Source organism: Nocardioides sp. (assembly GCF_047607365.1).
Lineage (GTDB): Bacteria > Actinomycetota > Actinomycetes > Propionibacteriales > Nocardioidaceae > Nocardioides.
Genome location: NZ_JASGDD010000168.1, coordinates 31,052 through 47,994 on the forward strand (window position 1 = coordinate 31,052; position 16,943 = coordinate 47,994).

Consider the following 16,943-nt stretch of genomic DNA (forward strand, 5'->3'; position numbering starts at 1 on the left):
GTGTGTAGGTTGCGTCGGGTGCGACGTGGGGACGGGAGGCTGGCCGAGCTTTCGGGCTTCGTGGCGGTTGCGGTGGCCGTCCTGATCGGCCTCGGGGCGCTGGCCGTCATCGCCGCCTTCACCTTCTCGGTGACCGTCAAGGGCGACAGCATGGAGCCCACTCTGAAGGCCGGCGACCGGATCGACATCGACCTGCTGCACCGGGATCGCGTCGAGCGGTTCGACCTGGTGACCGCCCGCGAGCCCACGCCACCGGACCCGGTGGAGGGCCCGTCGGGCGGCGTCAACGGGGGCGCCGTCGTCGTCAAGCGGGTCATCGGCATGCCCGGCGACCGCGTGCGGATCACCGGGGGCCTGCATCCGGAGGTCTACCTCAAGCCGGCGGGCAGCGAGACGACGTACCTCCTCTCCAGTCCGACGTGGTCCGATCAGGTCGGGAACGCGATCTCGTCGTGCTGCACCTCCGACGGCGTCATGACGCCCAACGGCGGCGCCGGCGCCTGGGCCACCGTTCCCGCCGCCAGCTACTGGGTGCTCGGCGACAACTGGGGTCGCTCGACCGACTCGCGGATCTTCGGCTGGGTCCCCGAGAAGCTCGTCCAGAACCGCCTGATCTGGCGGGTCACTCCGTGGAGTCGTCACGGCAGGATCCCGAATCCCGTGACGATGTCACCCGCCTGAGCCGTCTGCCCACTGGCCCGCTGGCTCCGAGGCGGAGCGGTAGTTCCCGAATCGGTGGCGCGGACCTCGCCGAGCCGGTAGCCTCCCGCCGGGAGTTACCGTGTCACGCGTCACGCGAACGCGGGCCGGGGAGAAAGCACGAGGGCATGGGAGAGTTCTTCTCCGAGATCAACTGGGTCCACTTCTGGTCCGTCCCGATCTTCACGGCGGTCATCGGCTGGCTGATCAACTGGACCGGCCTGTGGATGCTCTTCCAGCCCATCCAGCTCCACGGGTTCAAGATCAAGGGCCTCCGGGAGCTGGCCGGGTCGCTGCCCTACAAGATCCAGGAGATCCCGGGCATCCTCCACGGCACGCTCGGCTGGCAGGGCATCGTGCCCGCACGCGCGGCCAAGATGGGCTCGATCGCGGTCGACAGGGCGCTCGCCCAGATGGCCACGGCCAAGGACTTCTACATGCACCTCGACCCCGAGGTGATCTCGGCGCACATCGTCGACGTGTTCACCCCCGAGGTGCCCGCGCTGGTCGAGGAGATCATGTGGCGCGAGCACCCGCGGCTCTGGAAGGACCTGCCCCGCCCGGTCCGCGCCACCATCATCGAGCGGGTGCAGGCCCAGCTGCCGACCATCGTCAAGCGGGTCACCGACGAGATCGGCGACCACATCGACCAGATCCTCGACCCGAAGGTCATGGTCATCGAGAACTTCGAGAAGAACCCCGAGATCGTGGTGCGGATCTTCAAGGACTTCGGCGCTCGCGAGCTGCGGATGATGGTGATCTTCGGCTTCGTCTTCGGGTTCCTGCTCGGCATCCCGGTCGCCTTCATCGACCAGCTCTTCGGGCAGTGGTGGCTGCTGCCGATCATGGGCATCGTCGTCGGATGGGTCACCAACAAGCTCGGCATGTGGCTGATCTTCGAGCCCGCGAACCCGTGGAGGCTTGGCCCGATCACGATCCAGGCGCTCTTCGCCCGCCGGCAGTGGGAGGCGAGCGACGTCTACGGCAAGCACATCGCCATGGACGTCATCACCCTCGAGCGGATCGGCGACCACCTGCTCAACGGCCCGGCCGGCGATCGCACCCGGCAGATGCTCGCCGAGGCCCTCGCACCCGCCATCGAGAAGGCCATCGGCCCGGCGTCCGGCGCCGTGCGCGTCGCCGTCGGCGCCCGCCGCTTCGACGCGATCCGCACCTCGGTCGCCGAGACCGCCGTCGACTACACCCTCACCCCGTTCAAGGACGCCGCCTTCTCCGAGGCGCAGTCCCACAAGATCCGCTCGCTCATCGCCGACCGCTGCCGCCAGCTGCCCGCGCCGGTGTTCGTCGAGATGATGCGCGCCGCGATCATCGAGGACGAGTGGCTGCTCTACGCCCATGGCGCGATCATGGGCTTCGTCGGTGGGCTGATCCACCTCTGGATCTTCGGAGTGGGATGATCACCCCCGTCGAATGCCCGCTTCGCTCCGCTCCGAACGGGGACCCCGAATGAGCTCGAACACGCCCGTCAGCACGCGCCGCCGCCGGGGTCTGCTGGGCAGCGCGCTCACCAGCCTCCCCGGGGTCGCCCGGATCGGCGCCGAGACCGTCGTCCACACCACGGCGTGGTCCGCGACGCAGTACGCCAAGGGCGTCGTGCGGGTGGCGCGCGCCGTGGTCGACCCCGAGGCCGCGGCGGCGCTCTCGGACGACCTCGCCACGATCACCGACAGCGTCCTCGACATCACCCGCGCGCTCACCCGCGGCGGAGGCCCGGTCGTCGGCGGACTCGGCAAGATCGCCGTGCCCGCGCTGGAGTCGGTGCGCAGCGCCCTCGAGGCGAGCGGGACGCAGAGCGGGGAGACGGAGGAGGAGCGCCTCCGGCGTACGGGGAGCGAGCTGCTGCGCCGCAGCCGGGACGTCTGGAGCGACGAGGCCCGCCATCCGGCGTACGAGTCGATCCTGCGCGAGCTCGCGCCGGACGAGGCGCGGATCCTCGTGCTCCTGCTGCGCAACGGCCCGCAGCCGTCGGTGGACGTGCGCTCGGCGGGCGTCCGCGGGCGGATGCAGCCCGAGGTCATCGCGCGCGGCCTCAACATGTTCGCGAGCTGGGCGAGCGTGCGCTACCCCGAGTCGATCCCGGCCTACCTCAACAACCTCACCCGCCTCGGCCTGATCTGGCAGTCACCCGAGCCGCTCAAGGACCTCCTGCGCTACCAGGTCCTCGAGGCCCAGCCCGACGTGCTCGAGGCCAAGCACGCCGGCCGTCGTGCCGTGACCGTACGCCGGTCGGTGCACCTGACGCCCTTCGGCTCGGACTTCGCCCGGGTGTGCTTCGCCACCGCCGAGGAGGCCGACACGGCGCACTTCCCGGACCACGAGCCGCCGCCGGACGCCGCCACCAGCGAGGCCGTCGAGGACTGAGCCCGGGTCCTTCCCGAACGCCGAACGACCTTCGGGCCCGTGGGAGGGCGACTGAAGGGGGCCCGGAGATCCCGGACGGCGTGTGAAATCGCGAGCCGCAGCGGTGCGGTGGCTCAGGCGAAGAGCGCGTCGAGGTCGAGGTCGACCGCGAAGGGGCCGAAGGCCAGGTGGTGGACGCCGCCCGCGAGGCGCGTGGTCTCGCGCAGCTCTTGGTCGTGCAGCGTGTGGACGCGCAGCTCCTGGCGCTGGGGGTCGACGATCCAGTAGGTCGGCAGGCCCCAGCGTGCGTAGAGGCCGCGCTTGAACTCGATGTCGTAGTTGCGGTCGCGCGACAGTATCTCGACGACCAGCACGGGAGTGCGCGCGATGCGGGGCGCCGCGGTGGGCCAGTAGACGGCGATGTCGGGCACCGGCTCCTGATGCTGGTCGGTGGGCGACCAGCCGACCTCCTGCCGCGCGACGTAGGGGCCCTGGACGACCGCACGCAACGCGGCGGTCAACCGGAATGAGATCTCCATGTGCCATCCGCTTGCGCTGGGCGCCATCACGAACACCCCGTCGAGGTACTCCCCGCGAACGTTGTCGTCCTCCCATGCGGCGTACTCCTCCCACGACATCGGGATGACGGCCTCCGGCCTGGCCGAGAGCGGCATGGGTGGCTCCTTCCGTGCGGACCGACGTCCATTCTGCGTTCCTCCCGAGCGGTTGTCACCCAAGCGTCGAGGGAGGCCCTCGTGGGGCAACGAGCGATCTCAGCGCCTGTGGACGAGTGGCCCGCGGTCCTCCCGACGCCCGTCGGCTAAGGTCGCCGCCAGAGACGGCCGGACGCGAGGAGTGGTCCCATGGGCTGGTGGGCGACCGCGACCATTCCGCTGTTCACCGGCGTGATCGGCTGGCTGATCAACTGGTCGGGCCTGTGGATGCTGTTCAAGCCCACGTCGTTCGCCGGCGTCGCCGTGCCCGGTCTGCGTGAGCTCGCCCGGCTGCTGCCGCGCAGGATCCAGGAGTTCCCGGGTCTCGCGCAGGGCAGGCTCGGGTGGCAGGGGATCATCCCCGCGCGGGCGGCCAAGATGGGCTCGATCGCGGTGGACAAGGCGATCGCCAAGCTCGGCACGCCGGCCGACTTCTACCGCGAGCTCGAGCCGGAGAAGATCGCCGCGCACATCGTGGCGACGTTCGCGCCCGAGGTGCCCGCCCTGGTCGACGAGGTGATGCGGGCCGAGCACCCGGCCCTGTGGCGCGACCTGCCGCAGCCGATCCGCGACGGGATCGTGGCGCGGGTCCAGTCGCAGCTGCCGGGCATCGCCGGTCAGGTCACCGGCCAGATCGGGGTGCACATCGACCAGCTGCTCGACCCGAAGTACATGGTGATCGAGCACTTCCGCGCCAACCCGGGCCTGGTGGTCCGGATCTTCCGCGACTTCGGCCAGCGCGAGCTCGACCTCATGGTGGCGTTCGGCTTCATCTTCGGCTTCCTGCTGGGCATCCCCGTCGCGGCGATCGACCTGGTGTGGCACCCGTGGTGGTCGCTCCCGCTCATGGGCGTGGTCGTCGGGTGGGTGACCAACGCGCTCGGCATGTGGCTGATCTTCGAGCCACCGGCCCCGCGGCGCGTGCTCGGCGTGCGGATGCAGGGGCTCTTCCCGCGCCGGCAGTCCGAGGCGGCCGAGGTCTACGCCCGGATCATCGCCGACCACGTGATCACCCTCGAGCGGATCGGCGACCACCTGCTCCACGGGCCCCGGGGCGACACCACCCACCGCCTCCTCGCCGACGCGCTGCGGCCCGCGATCGACCAGGCCGCCGGTCCCGCCCGCGCCGCCGTGCGGGTGGCGATCGGCCCCGAGCGCTTCGACAGCATCCGCGAGTCGGTCACCCGGCAGGCCGTCGACCGCACCCTCACGCCGTTCCAGGACGCCGTCTTCTCGCGACAGCAGGCGGACCGGATCCAGGCGCTCGTCGCCGTACGCACCCGGGAGCTGCCGGCCGACGAGTTCGTGGAGATGATGCGGGCCGCGATCAAGGAGGACGAGTGGATGCTCTACGTCCACGGGGCCATCATGGGGCTTGCGGGAGGATTCCTGCACTATGGCCTCTTCCACCTCCTGTGAGGAGACGACAGTGACCGACCTGGTGCCCCGCCGCTCGCGGCTGGCCGGACTCGGGGCCGTGCCCGGCCTCGCCCGCGTGGCCGCCGGGGTCTCGGTCAACACGGTCGGCTGGGGCGCACGGGCCGCCTGGCGTGGCGGGTCCCGGGTCGTCCGTGCGGCGGTCGACCCCGCCGAGGCCGCCGAGCTGGTCCGCGAGGTGCTGCGGGCGGCCGAGGTCGTGCGCGAGACGGCGCTCGGCGACACCGCGCGCGGGTCGGGGGCGCCGCTCGCCCCGGTGAAGCAGGCCGTCACGCCGACGTCGTTGCGCGAGCGTGGCGCCGACCTGCTGGAGCGCTCCCGCGACGTGTGGTCGCCGGACGAGGGGCACCCGGCGTTCGACCGGATCCTCGGCGACCTCGCGCCCGACGAGGCGCGGATCCTGCTGCTGCTTCTGCGCGGCGGCCCGCAGCCCTCGGTCGACGTCCGCACCGGCGGGCCGGTCGGCGTGGTCTCCTCCCAGCTGATCGCGCCGGGGCTGTCGATGATCGGCATGCGCGCCGGGGTGCGGTACGCCGGCCACGTGCCTGCCTACCTCGACAACCTGCACCGGCTCGGGCTCGTCTGGTTCAGCAAGGAGTCGATCGCCGACTCCGAGGAGTATCAGGTCCTCGAGGCGCAGCCGGACGTCCTCGGCGCGCTGCACTCGGTGCGCTTCGCGCGCGTCGTACGGCGCTCGATCCACCTGACCCCCTTCGGCGAGGAGTTCTGTCGCGCGTGCCTGGTCTCCGAGGAGCAGGCGGTCACCGAGGCGTTCCCGGAGCACGCCGACCCGGAGGCCGACTGACCCGTCGGGATGAGCGCTCGGACGAACGCCGGCCGCGCGACGCGCACGATTGACAAAGTTGAGTGGAATGGACTCAACTTTGGGGTTGTTGCATGGATACAGGGCTTCGCCCATCCTCAGCACGACCCGACAGAAATGGGAGATCATCACGACCATGAGCCAGTTCGGTCTGGACAAGTTCACCACCCGGAGCCGGGAGGCCATCGAGGCCGCACAGCTCGCGGCCACGACGGGGAGCAACTCCTCCGTCGAGCCGATCCACCTCCTCGTGGCGCTGCTCCTCCAGGAGGAGGGCACCGCCGTCTCGCTCGTCGCCAAGGCCGGCGTCGACCCCTCGGTCGTCGTCGAGGCGGCCGGCGCCGAGCGCGACACGCTGCCGAAGGTCACCGGCTCCTCGGTCGCCGCCCCGGCCGCGTCCGGCGCGCTCACCCGCGTGCTGGCCGGGTCGATCGAGCTGGCGCAGTCGATGAAGGACGACTACGTCACGACCGAGCACCTGCTCATCTCACTCGCCACCGTGGAGTCGAGCGCCCGCGCGGTGCTCGCCGCGCGGGGCCTCACCGCCGAGAGCCTCACCGCCGCCCTCGAGCAGACCCGTGGCGGCCGCCGCGTCACCTCCGCGGACGCGGAGGCCAGCTTCGAGGCCCTGGAGAAGTACGCCGTCGACCTCACCGAGCGCGCCGAGGAGGGTCGACTCGACCCGGTCATCGGTCGCGACGCCGAGATCCGTCGCGTGATCCAGGTGCTCAGCCGGCGTACGAAGAACAACCCGGTGCTCATCGGCGAGCCCGGGGTCGGCAAGACGGCCGTCGTCGAGGGCCTCGCCCAGCGCATCGTCGACGGCGACGTGCCCGACAGCCTCAAGGGCAAGAAGGTGCTCGCGCTCGACCTCATGAGCATGGTCGCCGGCGCGAAGTACCGCGGCGAGTTCGAGGAGCGGCTCAAGGCCGTCCTCGACGAGATCAGGCAGTCCGACGGCCAGGTCATCACCTTCATCGACGAGCTCCACACCGTCGTCGGCGCGGGCGCCGGCGGCGACTCGCAGATGGATGCCGGCAACATGCTCAAGCCGATGCTGGCCCGCGGCGAGCTGCACATGATCGGCGCGACGACGCTGGACGAGTACCGCGAGTCGATCGAGAAGGACCCCGCGCTGGAGCGCCGCTTCCAGCAGGTCTTCGTCGGCGAGCCGTCGGTCGAGGACACCATCCAGATCCTGCGCGGCATTCGCGAGAAGTACGAGGCGCACCACAAGGTGGGCATCACCGATGCCGCGCTCGTGGCCGCGGCGTCGCTGTCGGATCGCTACATCACCGGCCGTCAGCTGCCGGACAAGGCGATCGACCTGATCGACGAGGCCGCTTCGCGCCTGCGGATGGAGCACGAGTCCTCTCCCGAGGAGATCGACCAGCTCCGCCGCCAGGTCGACCGGCTCAAGATGGAGCAGTTCGCGCTCGAGCGCGAGTCCGACGAGGCCTCCGTCGAGCGGCTGTCGGCGCTGCGCGCCGACCTCGCCGACAAGGCCGAGGAGCTGCGCGCGCTGGAGGCCCGCTGGGAGGCGGAGAAGGCCTCACTGGAGGGCGAGGGCGAGCTGCGCACGCAGATCGACGCACTGCGGGTCGAGCTCGACCGGCTGACCCGCGAGTCGATGCTCGCCCCCGAGGGCGAGGAGAAGTGGGCGCTGCTCAACCGGCGCTACGAGACCGAGACGCAGATCAGGGCGCTGGAGGAGCGGATCGACGCGGTCAAGAGCACCGAGTCCGCGATCCCGGCCGCGGAGAAGCTCGTCGGCGACGAAGTCGGCCCCGAGCAGATCGCCGAGGTGGTCGAGGCCTGGACCGGCATCCCGACCGGCCGGATGCTCGAGGGCGAGACCGCCAAGCTGCTCCGGATGGAGGACGTCATCGGCGAGCGGCTGATCGGCCAGGCCTCCGCGGTCAAGGCCGTCTCCGACGCCGTACGCCGGTCGCGGGCGGGCATCGCCGACCCGAACCGCCCCACCGGCTCGTTCCTCTTCCTCGGCCCCACCGGCACCGGCAAGACCGAGCTCGCCAAGTCGCTCGCCGACTTCCTCTTCGACGACGAGCGGGCGATCGTGCGGATCGACATGTCGGAGTACTCCGAGAAGCACTCCGTCGCCCGGCTCGTCGGCGCGCCTCCGGGCTACGTCGGGTACGACGAGGGCGGCCAGCTCACCGAGGCCGTGCGACGCCGGCCCTACTCCGTCGTGCTCCTCGACGAGGTCGAGAAGGCCCACCCCGAGGTCTTCGACATCCTGCTCCAGGTGCTCGACGACGGCCGTCTCACCGACGGCCAGGGCCGGACCGTGGACTTCCGCAACACGATCCTCATCCTGACCTCCAACCTCGGGTCGCAGTTCCTCATCGACCCCCTGCTGGACGAGCACGCCAAGCGCGAGTCCGTCATGGCCGCGGTCCGGGCGAGCTTCAAGCCGGAGTTCCTCAACCGGCTCGACGAGGTCGTCATGTTCGACGCCCTGTCGAAGGAGCAGCTGACGCGGATCGTCGACATCCAGCTCGCGGCGCTCGAGCGCAGGCTCGCCGCCCGGCGGATCGCGGTCTCCGTGAGCCAGCCCGCGAAGGAGTGGCTGGCGGAGATCGGCTACGACCCGGCGTACGGGGCGCGGCCGCTGCGCCGGCTGATCCAGACCGCCATCGGCGACCCGCTCGCGCGGAGGCTGATCGGTGGCGAGGTCAAGGACGGCGACACCGTCACCGTCGACCGCGGCGAGGACGGGCTGCTTCTCAGCAGCTGAGTCTCAGCTCATGAGGGCGTCGTAGGCGGCGGGGCTGCTGTCGCGCAGGAAGTCCGCGCAGCGGGTGGCCTCCTCGGTCTCGCCGATCGCCTCGGCGGCCAGCGAGAGGAGCGCCAGGCAGGACAGGAAGCCACGGTTCGGCTCGTGCTCCCACGGGACCGGGCCGTGGCCCTTCCATCCGTTGCGGCGCAGCAGGTCGAGGCTGCGGTGATAGCCGACGCGGGCATAGGCGTAGACCGTCACGTCATCCGCGCCCTCCTCCTTGGCAGCCGTCGCGAGGACGGCCCAGGCCGCCGGCGAGGCCGGATTCCGGCGTACGACGTCGGCGGGGTCGGCCCCGTCCGCCAGCTCGGCCGCGGCCGGGTCCTCGGGCAGCAGGGTGGCGGGCGGCTGGGCCATCAGGTCGTGGGTGCTCATGGGAGTAATTGTCGGTGCATCGGTGTTGGATGTTCCTCGTGACCCAGGCACAGACCTCCGCGCCCGCTCCCGCGACCGACGTGAAGCCGTGGCCCGCGCTCTTCGCGCTCGTCATCGGCTTCTTCATGATCCTCATCGATCTGACGATCGTCACCGTGGCGACGCCCAGCATCAGCAGCGATCTCGACGCCAGCTACAACAAGGTCATCTGGGTCTCCAGCGCCTACATGCTGGCCTATGCGGTGCCGGTGCTCATCACCGGACGCCTCGGTGACCGCTTCGGCTCGAAGTACATCTACATGGCTGGCCTGATCGTCTTCAGCCTCGCCTCGCTGTGGTGCGGCCTGACCGGCTCGGTCGAGATGCTGATCGTGGCGCGGGTGGCGCAGGGCCTGGGCGCCTCGATGATGACGCCGCAGACCATGGCGATCATCACCCGGATCTTCCCGCCGGCCCAGCGCGGCCAGGCGATGGCCGTGTGGGGCGCCACCGCCGGCGTGGCGATGGTCGTCGGCCCGATCCTCGGCGGCGTGCTCACCGACGCGTTCGGCTGGGAGTGGATCTTCTTCGTCAACGTGCCGATCGGCATCGTCGCCTTCCTCGCCGCGCTCCGGTTCGTGCCGGTGCTGCCGACCCACGAGCACAGGTTCGACTGGCTCGGCGTCGCCCTGTCCGGCGTCGGCCTCTTCCTCCTGGCGTACGGCGTCCAGCAGGGCCACCAGGAGGACTGGGACACCGGCATCATCGCGATGATCGCCGGCGGCCTGGTGTTCCTCGTCGTCTTCGTGCTGTGGCAGGCCGCCAACAAGCAGGAGCCTCTCGTCCCGCTGGGCCTGTTCAAGGACCGGAACTTCTCGGTGTCCAACCTGGCGATCACGACGATGGGCGCCGTGGGCGCCTCGTTCGGCTACCCGATCATCCTCTACGCCGAGGCGGTCCGTGGTGACTCGCCGACCCAGGCCGCCCTGCTCCTGTTCCCGATGGCGATCATGTCGATCCTGCTCGCCAAGGTCGTCGGCAACCTGGTCGACAACGTGCACCCGCGACTCGTGGTGGGCTTCGGCTTCCTCTGCAACGTGGTCGGTTTCTTCTGGCTGGCGACCCAGCTCCAGCCGGACGTCGCCGTGTGGCGGATCGTGCTGCCGATGATCGTCGTCGGCATCGGCCAGGCGTTCGTGTGGGCGCCCACCGCGGCGACGGCCACCCGCAACCTCCCCATGCACCTCGCCGGCGCGGGGGCGGGGGTCTACAACGCGACCCGCCAGGTGGGCTCGGTCCTCGGCTCGGCGGCGATCGCCGTGCTGCTGGACGCCCGGCTCGCGCACTACCTCCCGGGCGCCAGCTCGACGGGGGAGACCGGCGCCGACAGGATCGGCGACGCGCACGTCGCGCAGCTCTTCTCCGACGCCATGCGCGACGCCGCCTACCTCCCGGCCGTCGTCACCCTCCTCGGCCTCGTGTTCGTCGTCTTCTACGAGAAGCCGAAGCACTCCGGCTACGCCGCCGGGCACTGAGTCGGCGGCAGCCTCCCGGCCGCAGGAATCCCGCCTGAGTGGGGAGGCGGTCGTCCCCACCGGTCGCCTGACCGCGAGAACCTCACCAGGGTGGGGAAGTGGCGGCTCGGCGTGGCCCGGAGACGACAAGAACCCCACCAGGGTGGGTTCTTGTGAGTCAGGGGCGTCCCGGGAAGTGCGGCTGCCAGGCCGGGCTCGGCATGACCGGGGTCCCGGGCACCCCGCGCTCGCGCAGCAGCCGGTGCACCTTGGCCACCGTGTCGGCCGGGCGCTTGAAGATGCCATCGGCGGTCACCACGAGGATGCGCCAGCCGTCGTCGTCGATCGCCTCCCGCCGAGCCAGGTCGGACTCCCACTGCTCCACGCGCTCGATGTGATGACGGCCGTCGTACTCGACGATGAGCTTGGCGGCAGGCCAGCACAGGTCGTACTTCCGCATCGTCACACCTTCGTCGATGCTCACCCGTGAGTTGACCCGCGGCTCCGGCAACCTGGCAAGCACGAGGAGCAGCCGGAGGCGCGTCTCCATCGGGGAGTCCACACCGGCGCGGACGAGCGCGGCGGCCCGGCGGACGTCGGCGGCGCCCGGGCCGGTCGCTCGGCCGGCAGCGGCGACGAGGTCGTCGAGTCTGGCCAGCCGCTTGCGGACGAGATGGTCGCCGACGATCACGAGATCGACCAGGCCGACCAGTGCGGCCAGGTCGACGAAGGTCTGCACGGGGGCGGTCGCCGTCACGCCGTCCTTCCCCAGTAGCGGCACCGAGCGGGGAGAGTGGGTGACGATCCCCGGTCGCGACCGCCGGTCCCTCCGCGCGGCGACGGTGACATGCTCCTCGGGCAGCGTCGGGAGCGGAAGCTCCCACAGCCGCGCGGCGGTCGCGTGGGAGACGAACGCGCCGGAACGGAAGCAGCGCAGCGCCGCCAGCGCGCGCAGGTGTGGTGTCAGCTCGACGTCGGCGGCGACGTAGACGCCGTGGTGCAGCGCGACGTACGCCGACGACCGCAGCTGAGCGCTGGAGATGCCGCTCCGCAGAGCATCCGTACGGGTGAAGGGCAGCGAGGTGTCGACGGCAGGCGAGGTCCCGAGAGGCATCTGAGCAGCCTGCCCCGAATCCCGCCGTCGGGTCGGCGGCTGTCCACAGGCAGCGAGAACCCCACCAGGGTGGGGAAGTGGCGGCTCGGCGTGGCCCGGAGACGACAAGAACCCCACCTGGGTGGGGTTCTTGCGTGGCGGGCGTCTGCGAAGACGGCGGTGCGGGCGTCCGGAACGCTGGCGCGTCAGCCGATCGTCTTGCCGGCGGAGCCGAGGTGCTGGGTGGCCTCGACCACGCGGGCGGCCATGGCGGCCTCGGCCACCTTGCCCCAGGCGCGGGGGTCGTAGGCCTTCTTGTCACCGACCTCGCCGTCCACCTTCAGCACGCCGTCGTACTTGGAGAGCATGTAGCCGGCGACCGGGCGGGTGAAGGCGTACTGGGTGTCGGTGTCGATGTTCATCTTCACCACGCCGTAGGAGACGGCGGCGGCGATCTCCTGCTCGGTAGAGCCGGAGCCGCCGTGAAAGACGAGGTTGAACGGCTTCGAGCCGGCGGCGAGGCCGAGCTTCTCGACGACCGCCTCCTGAGCCTGCTGGAGGATCTCGGGGCGCAGCTTCACGTTGCCCGGCTTGTAGACGCCGTGGACGTTGCCGAAGGTGAGCGCGGTCAGGTAGATGCCGTCCTCGCCGAGGCCGAGCGCCTCGACGGTGGCGATGGCGTCCTCGGGCGTGGAGTAGAGCTTCTCGTCGATCGCGCCGACGATGCCGTCCTCCTCGCCTCCGACGACGCCGACCTCGATCTCGAGCACCGCCTTGGCCGCGGCGGCCTTGGCGAGGAGCTCCTCGGCGATCGCGAGGTTCTCGTCGAGCGGCACCGCCGAGCCGTCCCACATGTGCGACTGGAAGAGCGGCTCCCCGCCGGCCGCGACCCGCTCGGAGGAGAGCTCGAGGAGCGGCCGGACGAAGCCGTCGAGCTTGTCCTTGGGGCAGTGGTCGGTGTGGAGGGCGATGTTGACGGGGTACTTCCTCGCGACCTCGCGGGCGAAGGCCGCGAAGGCCACCGAGCCGGCCACCATGTCCTTGATGGTCGGACCCGAGAGGTACTCCGCGCCACCGGTCGAGATCTGGATGATGCCGTCGGATCCGGCCTCGGCGAATCCGGCGAGGGCCGCGTTGAGCGTCTGCGAGGAGCTCACGTTGATCGCCGGGAAGGCGAAGCCCTTCTCCTTGGCGGTCGCCAGCATCTCGGCGTACTTCTCGGGGGTGGCGATGGGCATGGCTCTCCTCGTGTGTCGGCAGTGTCGCGGCGGCGGCAGGCGTCGGGCCATCGGTCACCCTAGACGCCGGAGCAGGCCCGGAACACGGGCCGGGGGATTGGACCGATCAAAGCCCCGTGACGCGTGCCACTGCCGGTGCTCAGCCGCGCCAGGCGTCCTCGCCGCCGAGGTCGGCGTGCTGGACGACCCACGAGTGCATCGCGATCGCGGCGGCCGCCGACGCGTTGATCGAGCGCGTCGACCCGAACTGAGCGATCGAGAACGTCCCGTCGACCGCCTCCCGTGCCTGCTCCGAGAGCCCGGGACCCTCCTGGCCGAAGAGGAAGCAGACCCGCCGGGGGAGCGGCATCGTCTCGAGGTGGAGCGATCCGGGCAGGTTGTCGATGCCGAGCAGCGGAATCGGCCCGTCGGCATGTGAGCGCAGATACTCCGCCAGCGCCGGTACGTCGTCGTGGTGGCGCACATGCTGATAGCGATCGGTCACCATCGCCCCGCGTCGGTTCCACCGGCGCCTGCCGACGATGTGGACCTCCGCCGCGAGGAAGGCGTTGGCGCTCCGGACGATGGTGCCGATGTTGAAGTCGTGCTGCCAGTTCTCGATGGCCACGTGGAACCCGTGCCGCCGGGTGTCGAGGTCGGCGACGATCGCCCGGAGGCGCCAGTAGCGGTAGCGGTCGACGACGTTGCGCCGGTCGCCGTGCTCGAGCAGCTCCGGGTCGTAGTGCGACTCCTGCGGCCACGCGGCGCGCCCTCCGGGCCACGGACCGAGCCCCACTTCGGGTGGTCCGTGGGGCATCGGGTCGTAGGGAGCGAGCTCCTCGACGTCGTACTCCTCGGTCATCGGGGAAACGGTAGTCAGGTCCCGCTCGGTGTGTCCGGCTAGGGTTGCGCTGTGCACGATCTCCTCGTCCAGCTCCCCACGCTTGTCTCGGTGCACGATTTCACACAGTGGTTGAGCCCTGAATACCTCCTCGATCGCTTCGGGGCGGCTCTGTACTGGCTCGGCGTGGGGGTGCTGTTCGTCGAATGCGGCCTGTTCTTCCCGTTCCTGCCGGGCGACACGTTCCTCTTCGCGATGGGGCTCTTCATCGCCGAGGGGAAAGAGTCGGTGATGGTGTTCCCCGGAGGACACCTGACCAACCTCATCATCCTGCTCGTGCTCTACACGGCCGCCGCCTTCGCGGGCAACGTGGTGGGCTATGAGATCGGCGCCAAGATCGGACCGCGGATCTACGAGCGCGACGGGAAGATCATCAAGCGGAAGTATCTCGACCAGACCGCCGAGTTCTTCGAGCGCCATGGTCACTTCGCGCTCGTCGCCGGCCGCTTCGTGCCGTTCGTCCGGACCTACATCACGCTCGTCGCCGGCGTCACCCGGATGGACCGCCGCAAGTTCTTCGTGTGGAGCGCGCTCGGCGCCGTCATCTGGGTCTGGTCGATCACGCTCATCGGCTACGGCCTGGGCAAGACCTTCCCGTCGCTGGGCAAGTACATCGACCTGGTCACCTACGGCCTGCTGGGCGTCACGGTGATCCTGCTGCTCATCGAGGTCGTCCGGAAGAAGGACGACCCCGACCCCGGTGTCCCCGAGGCCTACGTCCGCGACGTCGAGGAGCGCAACGAGAAGCAGCGCGCCGAGGCCGCCGAGGACGACGTCATCGGCTGACGGCGTCGAGCTCGGCCCGGGTCAGGACCGGGCGGATCTCCAGGTCGACGTCGCGCAGCGACGCACCCGGCTCGGCCGAGCGGTCGATGGCGCACACGACGGTGTCGATGATCGCGCCGGCGGGGCGGAGCGCGCTCACGGCGTCGCGTACGGCGCCGCCGGAGGTGATCACGTCCTCGATCAGCGTCACCCGGCGGCCGTCGAAGTCCGGTCCCTCGGCGAGCTTGGCGGTGCCGTACTCCTTCGCCTTCTTGCGGATGAAGAGCACCGGGAGGCCGGTCTTGGCGCTCACCATCGTGGCGATCGGGACCCCGCCGAGCTCGAGCCCGCCGAGGAGCTCGGTGCCCTCGGGCAGCAGCTCGACCATCCGGGCCGCGACCCGGTCGAGCAGCGCAGGCTGGGCCTCGAAGAGGTACTTGTCGAAGTAGGTGTCGCTCACCTGCCCGGAGCGGAGCGTGAACTCTCCGTGCAGCCGGCAGGCGGCGTCGATGTCGGCGGCAAGGCTGTGCTCATCCAGGGGCGCGTCGGTCACGGCGTCTAGGTTAGGGGCATGGTGGCGGCGCGGCTGCGGGACATCCCGCCGACGATCTTCGGTGAGATGACCGCGCTCGCGCTGCGGACCGGAGCGGTCAACCTGGGGCAGGGCTTCCCCGACGCCGACGGCCCGGCCGAGGCGCTGGCGGCCGCCGAGCGTGCGCTGGGCGGCGGGCACAACCAGTACCCGCCGGGCCGGGGAACACCTGCGCTCCGTGCGGCGGTCGCCGCACACCAGGCCCGTCACTACGGTCTCGCCCTCGATCCCGACACCGAGGTGGTGGTCACCACCGGCGCCACGGAGGCCATCGCCGCCGCCGTCCTCGGCCTGGTCGAGCCGGGCGACGAGGTGATCATGCTCGAGCCGTTCTACGACAGCTATCCCGCCATGGTGCGGATCGCCGGCGGCGTACGCCGTCCGCTGACGCTCGCCGCCCCCGACTTCCGTCTCGACGTGGCGGCCCTGCGGGCGGCGGTGACCGACCGGACCCGGATGGTGCTGCTCAACACGCCGCACAACCCGACCGGCGCGGTGCTGACGCGCGACGAGCTGGCGGCGATCGCCGACGTCGCGATCGAGCACGACCTGGTCGTGGTCTCCGACGAGGTCTACGAGCGGCTCACCTACGGCGTGCCGCACACGCCCGTGGCGACGCTGCCCGGCATGCGGGAGCGCACGCTGACGATCTCGAGCATCGGCAAGTCGTTCTCCTTCACCGGATGGAAGATCGGCTGGGCGAGCGGGCCGGCGCACCTGGTCGACGCCGTCTATGCCGCCAAGCAGTGGCTCACCTTCACCTCCGGCGGGCCGTTGCAGCCGGCGGCGGCGTACGCGCTGGGGGAGCTGGACGCGTGGCCGGCGCAGCTGGCGGACGAACTGCGGGAGCGACGTGACCTGCTCGTCGACGGGCTCAACGAGGTCGGGCTGCCGACGCGGGCTCCGGAGGGGACCTACTTCGCGATCAGCGACATCGGCGGCCTGGGCTGGCGCGACGGCCTCGCGTTCTGCCACGCGCTGCCCGAGCGCGCGGGCGTGGTCGCCATCCCGCTCCAGGTCTTCCACGACTCCGACGCGGGCGACCAGCTGGTGCGCTGGGCCTTCTGCAAGCGGCCCGAGGTGCTCGCCGAGGCGCTCCGGCGGCTGGGAGCGGCGGACCTGCGCGCGTGACGTCCGGGAAGCTCGGGGAGAATGGGCCCATGGCCGCCGCCCGACCCCGCCAGGTGACCACCGCCGTGTGGCTGATCATCGGCGGCTCCGTCCTGACCATCCTGCTGGTCGCCGACCAGTTCCAGTCGTTCGGCTCGATGAAGCTCGCCAGCACGATCTCCGAGGCCATCGACTACCCCGTCTTCGCCGACGCGGGCGTGAGCGTGCACGACGTCGAGTCGTGGCTGCGGGCGCTGGGCATGGTCGCCGCGGCGTGTGCCACGGCCTCGGCCATCCTCGGGTGGCAGGTGCTGCAGCAACGCTCGACGTCGGCGCGACTGTGGCTGAGCGTCCTCGCCGTCCCGCTTCTCGTCGCCGCGCTGTGCAGCAGCGGGCTGCTCGCGGCGCTCGCGCCGATCGGGGTCCTGACCCTCTGGCTCGATCCCGCGCGGGCGTGGCTCGCCGGCACCTGGACGCCGACGCCGCCGGGCGAGCGCTCGGCCCGGACGGCCTCGCCGACACCGCCCCCGGCCCCGCCCGTCGTGCCGCCGGCTCCGGCGCCGA

General features: G+C 70.9%; 16 protein-coding genes. 10 read left to right on the forward strand and 6 right to left on the reverse strand.

All coding sequences use genetic code 11. The features are described from left to right. Positions 1-18 precede the first annotated feature (18 nt). The 3 genes from lepB (at position 19) to QM572_RS13180 (ending at position 3,081) form a co-directional block, all read left to right on the forward strand. A complete protein-coding gene (gene lepB / locus QM572_RS13170; protein ID WP_415093831.1) occupies positions 19-681 on the forward strand; it encodes a signal peptidase I in 663 nt (220 codons plus the stop codon). Between the two features lie 146 nt (positions 682-827). Then, positions 828-2,117: a hypothetical protein gene (locus tag QM572_RS13175; protein ID WP_415093833.1), complete on the forward strand. Its 1,290-nt coding sequence runs from the start codon at positions 828-830 to the stop codon at positions 2,115-2,117. 49 nt (positions 2,118-2,166) lie between these two features. After that, the gene (locus QM572_RS13180) at positions 2,167-3,081 is read left to right on the forward strand and encodes an Abi-alpha family protein (RefSeq protein WP_415093835.1); all 915 of its coding nucleotides are present in this window, start codon (positions 2,167-2,169) and stop codon (positions 3,079-3,081) included. Positions 3,082-3,194: 113 nt separating this feature from the next. On the opposite strand, the gene QM572_RS13185 is transcribed toward QM572_RS13180, so the two are convergent. Continuing rightward, positions 3,195-3,734, reverse strand: coding sequence for a Uma2 family endonuclease (locus QM572_RS13185; RefSeq protein ID WP_415093837.1), 540 nt, complete (start codon positions 3,732-3,734; stop codon positions 3,195-3,197). A 189-nt stretch (positions 3,735-3,923) separates the two neighbouring features. On the opposite strand from QM572_RS13185, the gene QM572_RS13190 reads away from it, so the two are divergent. The 3 genes from QM572_RS13190 (at position 3,924) to clpB (ending at position 8,791) form a co-directional block, all read left to right on the forward strand. After that, entirely contained in the window at positions 3,924-5,192 is a 1,269-nt protein-coding gene (locus tag QM572_RS13190) for a hypothetical protein (RefSeq protein ID WP_415093839.1), read from the forward strand. Between the two features lie 10 nt (positions 5,193-5,202). Then, positions 5,203-6,015, forward strand: a complete 813-nt coding sequence (locus tag QM572_RS13195) for an Abi-alpha family protein (protein ID WP_415093841.1) — start codon at positions 5,203-5,205, stop codon at positions 6,013-6,015. Between the two features lie 169 nt (positions 6,016-6,184). After that, a complete protein-coding gene (gene clpB / locus QM572_RS13200) occupies positions 6,185-8,791 on the forward strand; it encodes an ATP-dependent chaperone ClpB (RefSeq protein ID WP_415093861.1) in 2,607 nt (868 codons plus the stop codon). Between the two features lie 3 nt (positions 8,792-8,794). Here clpB and QM572_RS13205 read toward each other — a convergent pair whose 3' ends face one another. Continuing rightward, positions 8,795-9,208 (reverse strand): DUF3151 domain-containing protein, encoded by a 414-nt coding sequence (locus tag QM572_RS13205; protein ID WP_415093843.1) that lies wholly within the window; start codon positions 9,206-9,208, stop codon positions 8,795-8,797. 29 nt (positions 9,209-9,237) lie between these two features. Between QM572_RS13205 and QM572_RS13210 the strand changes: the two genes are divergently transcribed. After that, positions 9,238-10,722: a DHA2 family efflux MFS transporter permease subunit gene (locus QM572_RS13210; protein WP_415093845.1), complete on the forward strand. Its 1,485-nt coding sequence runs from the start codon at positions 9,238-9,240 to the stop codon at positions 10,720-10,722. Positions 10,723-10,879: 157 nt separating this feature from the next. Here QM572_RS13210 and QM572_RS13215 read toward each other — a convergent pair whose 3' ends face one another. The 3 genes from QM572_RS13215 to QM572_RS13225 form a co-directional block, all read right to left on the reverse strand. Beyond that, entirely contained in the window at positions 10,880-11,815 is a 936-nt protein-coding gene (locus QM572_RS13215; protein WP_415093847.1) for a DUF559 domain-containing protein, read from the reverse strand. A gap of 185 nt (positions 11,816-12,000) precedes the next feature. After that, on the reverse strand, positions 12,001-13,032 hold the full coding sequence (gene fbaA / locus QM572_RS13220; protein ID WP_415093849.1) for a class II fructose-bisphosphate aldolase: 1,032 nt from the start codon (positions 13,030-13,032) through the stop codon (positions 12,001-12,003). Positions 13,033-13,171: 139 nt separating this feature from the next. Then, positions 13,172-13,873, reverse strand: a complete 702-nt coding sequence (locus tag QM572_RS13225) for a TrmH family RNA methyltransferase (RefSeq protein WP_415093851.1) — start codon at positions 13,871-13,873, stop codon at positions 13,172-13,174. Positions 13,874-13,924: 51 nt separating this feature from the next. Here QM572_RS13225 and QM572_RS13230 point away from each other — a divergent pair, with 51 nt between their 5' ends. Then, entirely contained in the window at positions 13,925-14,698 is a 774-nt protein-coding gene (locus QM572_RS13230; protein ID WP_415093853.1) for a DedA family protein, read from the forward strand. On the opposite strand, the gene pyrE is transcribed toward QM572_RS13230, so the two are convergent. Further along, entirely contained in the window at positions 14,688-15,230 is a 543-nt protein-coding gene (gene pyrE, locus QM572_RS13235) for an orotate phosphoribosyltransferase (RefSeq protein ID WP_415093855.1), read from the reverse strand. The two genes, QM572_RS13230 and pyrE, sit on opposite strands and share 11 nt — an antisense overlap. 18 nt (positions 15,231-15,248) lie before the next feature. On the opposite strand from pyrE, the gene QM572_RS13240 reads away from it, so the two are divergent. Together QM572_RS13240 and QM572_RS13245 are read left to right on the forward strand one after the other, a co-directional pair. After that, on the forward strand, positions 15,249-16,400 hold the full coding sequence (locus QM572_RS13240; protein WP_415093857.1) for a pyridoxal phosphate-dependent aminotransferase: 1,152 nt from the start codon (positions 15,249-15,251) through the stop codon (positions 16,398-16,400). Positions 16,401-16,429: 29 nt separating this feature from the next. Next, the coding region (locus tag QM572_RS13245) for a hypothetical protein (RefSeq protein WP_415093859.1) at positions 16,430-16,943 on the forward strand (514 nt) is incomplete at its 3' end.

Coding starts and splice junctions, on each gene's coding strand:
- QM572_RS13210 (WP_415093845.1), top strand. CDS start 9,238: ATGTTCCTCGTGACCCAGGCACAGACCTCCGCGCCCGCTCCCGCGACC.
- QM572_RS13180 (WP_415093835.1), top strand. CDS start 2,167: ATGAGCTCGAACACGCCCGTCAGCACGCGCCGCCGCCGGGGTCTGCTG.
- QM572_RS13215 (WP_415093847.1), bottom strand. CDS start 11,815: ATGCCTCTCGGGACCTCGCCTGCCGTCGACACCTCGCTGCCCTTCACC.
- QM572_RS13240 (WP_415093857.1), top strand. CDS start 15,249: ATGGTGGCGGCGCGGCTGCGGGACATCCCGCCGACGATCTTCGGTGAG.
- QM572_RS13185 (WP_415093837.1), bottom strand. CDS start 3,734: ATGCCGCTCTCGGCCAGGCCGGAGGCCGTCATCCCGATGTCGTGGGAG.
- QM572_RS13205 (WP_415093843.1), bottom strand. CDS start 9,208: ATGAGCACCCACGACCTGATGGCCCAGCCGCCCGCCACCCTGCTGCCC.
- fbaA (WP_415093849.1), bottom strand. CDS start 13,032: ATGCCCATCGCCACCCCCGAGAAGTACGCCGAGATGCTGGCGACCGCC.
- QM572_RS13175 (WP_415093833.1), top strand. CDS start 828: ATGGGAGAGTTCTTCTCCGAGATCAACTGGGTCCACTTCTGGTCCGTC.
- QM572_RS13225 (WP_415093851.1), bottom strand. CDS start 13,873: ATGACCGAGGAGTACGACGTCGAGGAGCTCGCTCCCTACGACCCGATG.
- QM572_RS13190 (WP_415093839.1), top strand. CDS start 3,924: ATGGGCTGGTGGGCGACCGCGACCATTCCGCTGTTCACCGGCGTGATC.